This window comes from Desulfovibrio sp., assembly GCF_019424165.1.
Lineage (GTDB): Bacteria > Desulfobacterota > Desulfovibrionia > Desulfovibrionales > Desulfovibrionaceae > Desulfovibrio.
In genome coordinates, this window is the sequence record NZ_JAHZAA010000036.1 from 10,355 (window position 1) to 15,684 (window position 5,330).

3 protein-coding genes are annotated in these 5,330 nt (G+C 60.9%); all 3 read left to right on the forward strand.

All coding sequences use genetic code 11. The annotated features are described in order from the left end of the window. Positions 1 to 439: 439 nt before the first annotated feature. A complete protein-coding gene (locus tag QZ377_RS10585; RefSeq protein WP_291441110.1) occupies positions 440 to 3,124 on the forward strand; it encodes an ABC transporter permease in 2,685 nt (894 codons plus the stop codon). A gap of 7 nt (positions 3,125 to 3,131) precedes the next feature. Next, entirely contained in the window at positions 3,132 to 4,211 is a 1,080-nt protein-coding gene (locus tag QZ377_RS10590) for a 4'-phosphopantetheinyl transferase superfamily protein (protein ID WP_291441111.1), read from the forward strand. 101 nt (positions 4,212 to 4,312) lie between these two features. Next, positions 4,313 to 5,330 (forward strand): tRNA (guanosine(37)-N1)-methyltransferase TrmD (gene trmD, locus QZ377_RS10595; protein WP_291441112.1); only part of this gene is annotated, 1,018 nt, incomplete at its 3' end.

Here is a 5,330-nt window from a genome sequence, read left to right on the forward strand (position 1 = left end):
TCAGAGCTTGTAGCCCTTATTGAAGCGGAAATAAAAACCCTGTCCCATTAAGGCCGTTCTGAAAAATCATTCTCCGCCGCTGCCCATAAGAAAAGATACTTTTGGCTCTTCCGCCCGCCAACGTCCAGGGCAACACAATTCTGCGGATCGGCAGTCTGTGCCATGCATGGCCGACCCCCTTCAATCATTTTGCAGCACATTTCCGGGTGGCGCACTCAAATTCAACCTTTTTCCACACTTTCATGGCACAGTATCCGCTTCGGGTCTCGACCTCAGACTTCTTCTTTGATAGTATCAATCATCAATAAGTGTTGTCGCCCGGCAATCCGGCAAAGACTTGCCGCGGCGGACCATACGCGGCAAACCTTGCCCATCGGCCACAGCGCAGCGCGCGCAACAAATCAAAAAAGCTGAATTTCCTACTCAAATGGATAACCTGATGACAGCATATAATGCCCGCCCCCCGGCAGATCTGGAGCAAACTGACGCCGAGTCCGAAAAGCCTGTATTCACGTTCCGCCGCATGGCGGGTCTGGATCAAGCTTTGCTGACTGAAGACGCCGAATGGCAGAACCTCGACCGTCTGGACCCGAAAGTCTGGATGGCCATGAGCTGTCCCGTGCGCGGGCTTGAATTTGATCCCCAAACCCTGGCACTTCTTGACGCCGACAATGACGGCCGCATACGGGCCAAAGAAATTCTGAACGCTGTGGACTGGGTATGCAGACGAGTGACCCGGCCCTCACATCTCAGGCAGCGCCGCCCGGATCTGCCCCTGGACATTCTGCGCGACGACACGCCCGAAGGCAGAGAACTGCTGGCAGCCGCCCGTCTTGTGCTGGAAAAAACCAACGCCGAAAACAAAGGCAGCGTCAGCCGGGAGCAGACCGCTGCCGCCCTCAATGCCGCCGCCGGGTACGCCTTCAACGGCGACGGCGTCATCCCTGCCGCCTCTGTGGATGGGCAGGACACAGCAGTGAGCACCTTTATCACCACAGGGCTTACCGTGGTGGGCGGCATGCGCGACGATTCGGGTGCGCCAGGCCTGGATGCGAAACTCGCCGGAACTTTTCGTGAAAATCTGCAAGCCGTACGCCAGTGGCGGCAAAAGACCCGCCAGGCAGACCTGCCCCTGGGCAGCGACACCGCCGAGGCATGGAGCCTGCTGCAACGGCTCGGCCCCAAGCTGGATGATTACTTTGTCCGTTGCCGTATGGCGGCTTTTGCGCCACAGGCAGTTGCCGCACTTAACGACGAGAGCGAACTGAACGCGCAGGACGCCGGCGGAGCGGAGATTTTTTCTATGGAAAATCTCGCCCGCCGCCCCCTTGCCAGAGTTGCCGCCGGGCGCGCCTTCAACCTGTCTACAGGCATCAACCCCGCGTGGGAGAAAGACCTGCGCGCCTTCAGCCGTTTGTTTGCTCCGCTGTTGCCGCCCCCCGCCGACACAGGGCAAGGGCTTCAGATGGATGAGGAGGGCTGGCACGCCATCCGCGACCGTTTTGCGCCATACGCCGCGCTGTTGGCAGAAAAACCCGCCTTTGCCCGCGCGCCGGAAAATGCCGGACAATTTGCAGCCCCCGGCCTTCCGGCCCTGGCTGTGGCCCCCGCCGATGACGCCCAGGGCAGAGCTTTTTTGCCCCTGAATCCCGAAGAGGTCACCGACAGACTTTCGGATGACGCCCTTGACGCCCTGCTGGCCCCTGCCACAGAAGAGGCTTTTGCCGCGTATGTGGAGCGCGATCTGGCCGCCCCCCGCATGGACGCCCTGCGCGACCTTGAAAAACTCATCCTGCTACATGCCAACCTGTATACCCTGCTCATGAACTTCGTTTCTTTTGCGGATTTTTACGAGCCGGGCAACAAGGCCATTTTTCTGGCCGGAACCTTATATATAGACAGTCGCTCCTGCTCGCTCTGCGTCCATGTGGAAGATGTGGACGCGCATATGCGCCTTGCCGCCCAAAGCCACCTCTGCCTGCTCTATTGCCAGTGCAGCCGCAAGAATGAAAACGGGCAAGAGCAGACCACAACCATCGCCGCCGCCCTGACCGCCGGCACAGCGGACGATCTGGTCAAGGGCCGTCACGGCGTTTTTGTGGACAATGCAGGCCGCGTATGGGACAGCACCTTGCTGCGTGTGGCGCGCAATCCCATCAGCCTGCGCGAAGCCATGTGGGCGCCCTATGTGCGCTTTGCCGCCCTGGTGGGCGAGCAACTGCAAAAACTGGTGTCCACCAAAGATGCCGCCATCGCCAACGCATCTTCCAAAATGGCTGGCTCGCTGGCTGACGGCAAGGCTGAGCCGCCCAAAGTCGCAACCGCCAAGCAGCCGTTCGACATTGCCAAAAGCGCCGGTATCTTTGCTGCCGTCAGCGTTGGCATAAGCATGGTCAGCGCGTCTTTTACCTATATTGCCAAATCGCTGTTTTCCCTCGGCTGGTGGTGGCCCATGGCTCTTCTGGTTGTATTTGCCGTCATTTCAGGCCCTTCTATGGTTATGGCCTGGTTCAAGCTACGCAGGCGCAGCCTGGGGCCGTTGCTGGACGCTTCGGGCTGGGCAGTCAACACGGGCGCTCCCATCAATCTTACCATGGGCAAGACTCTTACGGCTGTGGGCGAAATGCCCCCTGGTGCGCAGCGCTCACTTGACGACCCTTATGGCCTGCCCGCGCGTCTGGGGCATCCTGCCGCACGCAGGCTTCTTGTGGCTGTGCTGGCAATTCTGTTTCTCACGGCTGCCGGTATTGGCGGCTACTGGGCCTGGCGCGGCGAACTGCCGTTCGGCATTGCCTTTGGGCAGCAAAAAGCCGAAACAGACAGTGGCAAGCAAAACGGGCAACCGGGCAGGGCCAACCAAGCCGGACAGGCTGAGCAGGCCGGACACGATGCTGTAAAAAAACCGCCCGCATCAGCACCCGCCGCTCCCGAAGTAAAAAAAGACGAAAAGCAGAGCCACGGCCAGGCTCCTGCCGCAAACGCCGATAACAATTCCGGCACAAACGGGCAGCCGCAACCCGCAGCCAAACAGCCCGCGGGGCCGTTTTCAGAACTTGAAGCACTTTTGCCGGGCAGGCCCACTCCTGCAACAGCACCGCAACCACCGGAAATACAAGGCAAATAAGGTTCTCATGCACAACAAAGATTCCCGCAGAACCCTTACGGCCGAAGCTTCCGGGCAGACAATTCTCCGGAAACAGGCCGAACACGACCGGAAGCAGGCCGATCATTCCCCGCCACAGAGGCAGGGACACAGCCACAGATGGATGGACGCAGCCCGGGCCGCCGAACAGCATATTGTGCTCCTCTATTCCCCCTTGCCCCCGCTCGCAGGCCATGCCCTTGCCGACTGGTGTGATTACCTGCAAACAATCATGCTGCCCTGGCTTGGCCCCCAGCAGTTGGCGCACCTTCAGGCCTTCCATACGGGTGAAGCGGCCCTGAAGGCCCGGTGCAGCCGCCTGCTGGCGCGCGCGTTGCTGGTGCGCCTTGTAATGGGCGCAACGCAGGCCAGCCTGGCTGCACCGGGCGGCTCAGATGTCCCCTCTCTTTCGGCCATGCTTAACCATCCTTATTTATCCTGTCTCGGCTTTGCGGGTCTTGGCATGGATTACCTGGGCCGACCGGTGCTGCCCGGCTGGCGCATCGCCTTCGGACACAGCGGGCTGGCCGCCTTTTGTGCCGCACGCCGCCTGAAGGATGAGCAGTCCGTTGCCTTATGCCACCAGGCTCATAATCCTGAAGAGGCCGCGCAACCCCGTGAAGAAAGCCGCCCCTGCCTGGCGCTGGATGCCGAGGCGCTGGACAGCTCCCCCCCGGCCGGACGCGCTTTTACCGCCAGGGAAATGTTCGCGCCTCTGGCCGAAGCATTTCATGCCCGCGAAAACCTGCGCCGCTGGACTGTCAAAGAAGCTCTGCTCAAGGCCGCGGGACTGGGCCTCACCCGCGACCCCTACCTGGTGCACAGCGGCCGCTACGGCCAGCGGCAGGGGCAGTCGCAATTCTATCACAAAGGCGGCGCGTTTCATCCCACTGGCAGGGACCACGAAAAAGCGCCTCCTTACAGGCACATCAACTGGCAACTTGTACCCTGTGCGGGGCACTGGGTCTGCGTGGCGGCTCCGGCGCGTCCCGGCCGGGCCATGCGCGTTGCCAGTCGCCCCCTGCGGGCGCACTGGCGCGCCGTTCTTGCGGGCATGCCCCTGCCGTAACTGTTCCCCGCGGCAGGTCTGTACGGCAAAATGGCAAAGGCCGTTTCCGGCCGCGCAATCCTTTCCTTGCAAGGCGGGGCGATTTGCGGCACTCTCCGCCCATGCCGCGTTTTCATATTGTTTCGCTCTTTCCCGAATTTTTCAGTTCGCCTCTGTCAACGGCCCTTATGGGACGTGCGCGCGAGGCGGGCCTTGTGGATTTTTCTTTTCATGACCCGCGCGATTTCAGCACCAGCAAACACCGCCATGTGGACGACCGCCCTTACGGCGGCGGACCGGGCATGGTCATGCAGGGCGAACCCCTGGCCGGAGCGCTACGGTCCATTGAAAAACCCGGGCGCATCCTGCTCATGGCCCCCGGCGGCCGCCCCTTTACCCAGGATATGGCGCGGCAGTTGGCCGAAGAGCAGGATCTGACCATTATCTGCGGGCGCTATGAAGGCATTGACGCCCGCTTGCTGGATATTTTTCCCATTGAGCCTACAAGTGTGGGCGATGTGGTGCTCAATGGCGGTGAAACGGCGGCTTTGGCCGTTGTGGAGGCCGTCGGGCGGCTTATGCCCGGTTTTATGGGCAAGGAAGAGTCCGGTGAGGATGAAAGCTTTTCAAACGGCCTGCTGGAATATCCGCACTATACCCGGCCTGAAACACTGGAAGGCCTGCCTGTCCCCCAGGTGCTGCTTGGCGGTGACCACGCCCGCATAGCACAATGGCGGCGGCGGCAGTCAGTGCAGACAACGCTGCGCATGCGGCCCGATCTGCTTGACACTGCCCCGCTTACCGGCGAAGACGTGCAGACGCTGGCTGAAATTCCTCGCGAAAGGCCGGGGCGCAACCTTTCTTTCTGCCTTATGCACTATCCTGTGGTGCTCGGCGAAAAAAAATCCGGCGCTTCCTCTTTGACAAATCTCGACATACACGATATAGCCCGAATTTCCCGCAGCTATGCGATGGGTTCTTTCCATGTGGTAACCCCCTTGCAAGACCAGTTGCGGGTGCTGGATGAAATTTTGCGCCACTGGACGCAGGGTCCGGGCGGTTCAGGTAATACCGACCGGGCGCAGGCTCTCGGTCTGGTTTGCCCTGCGGCCTCCCTGGATGAAGCCGTGGCGCATATGA

Coding starts and splice junctions, on each gene's coding strand:
- QZ377_RS10590 (WP_291441111.1), top strand. CDS start 3,132: ATGCACAACAAAGATTCCCGCAGAACCCTTACGGCCGAAGCTTCCGGG.
- QZ377_RS10585 (WP_291441110.1), top strand. CDS start 440: ATGACAGCATATAATGCCCGCCCCCCGGCAGATCTGGAGCAAACTGAC.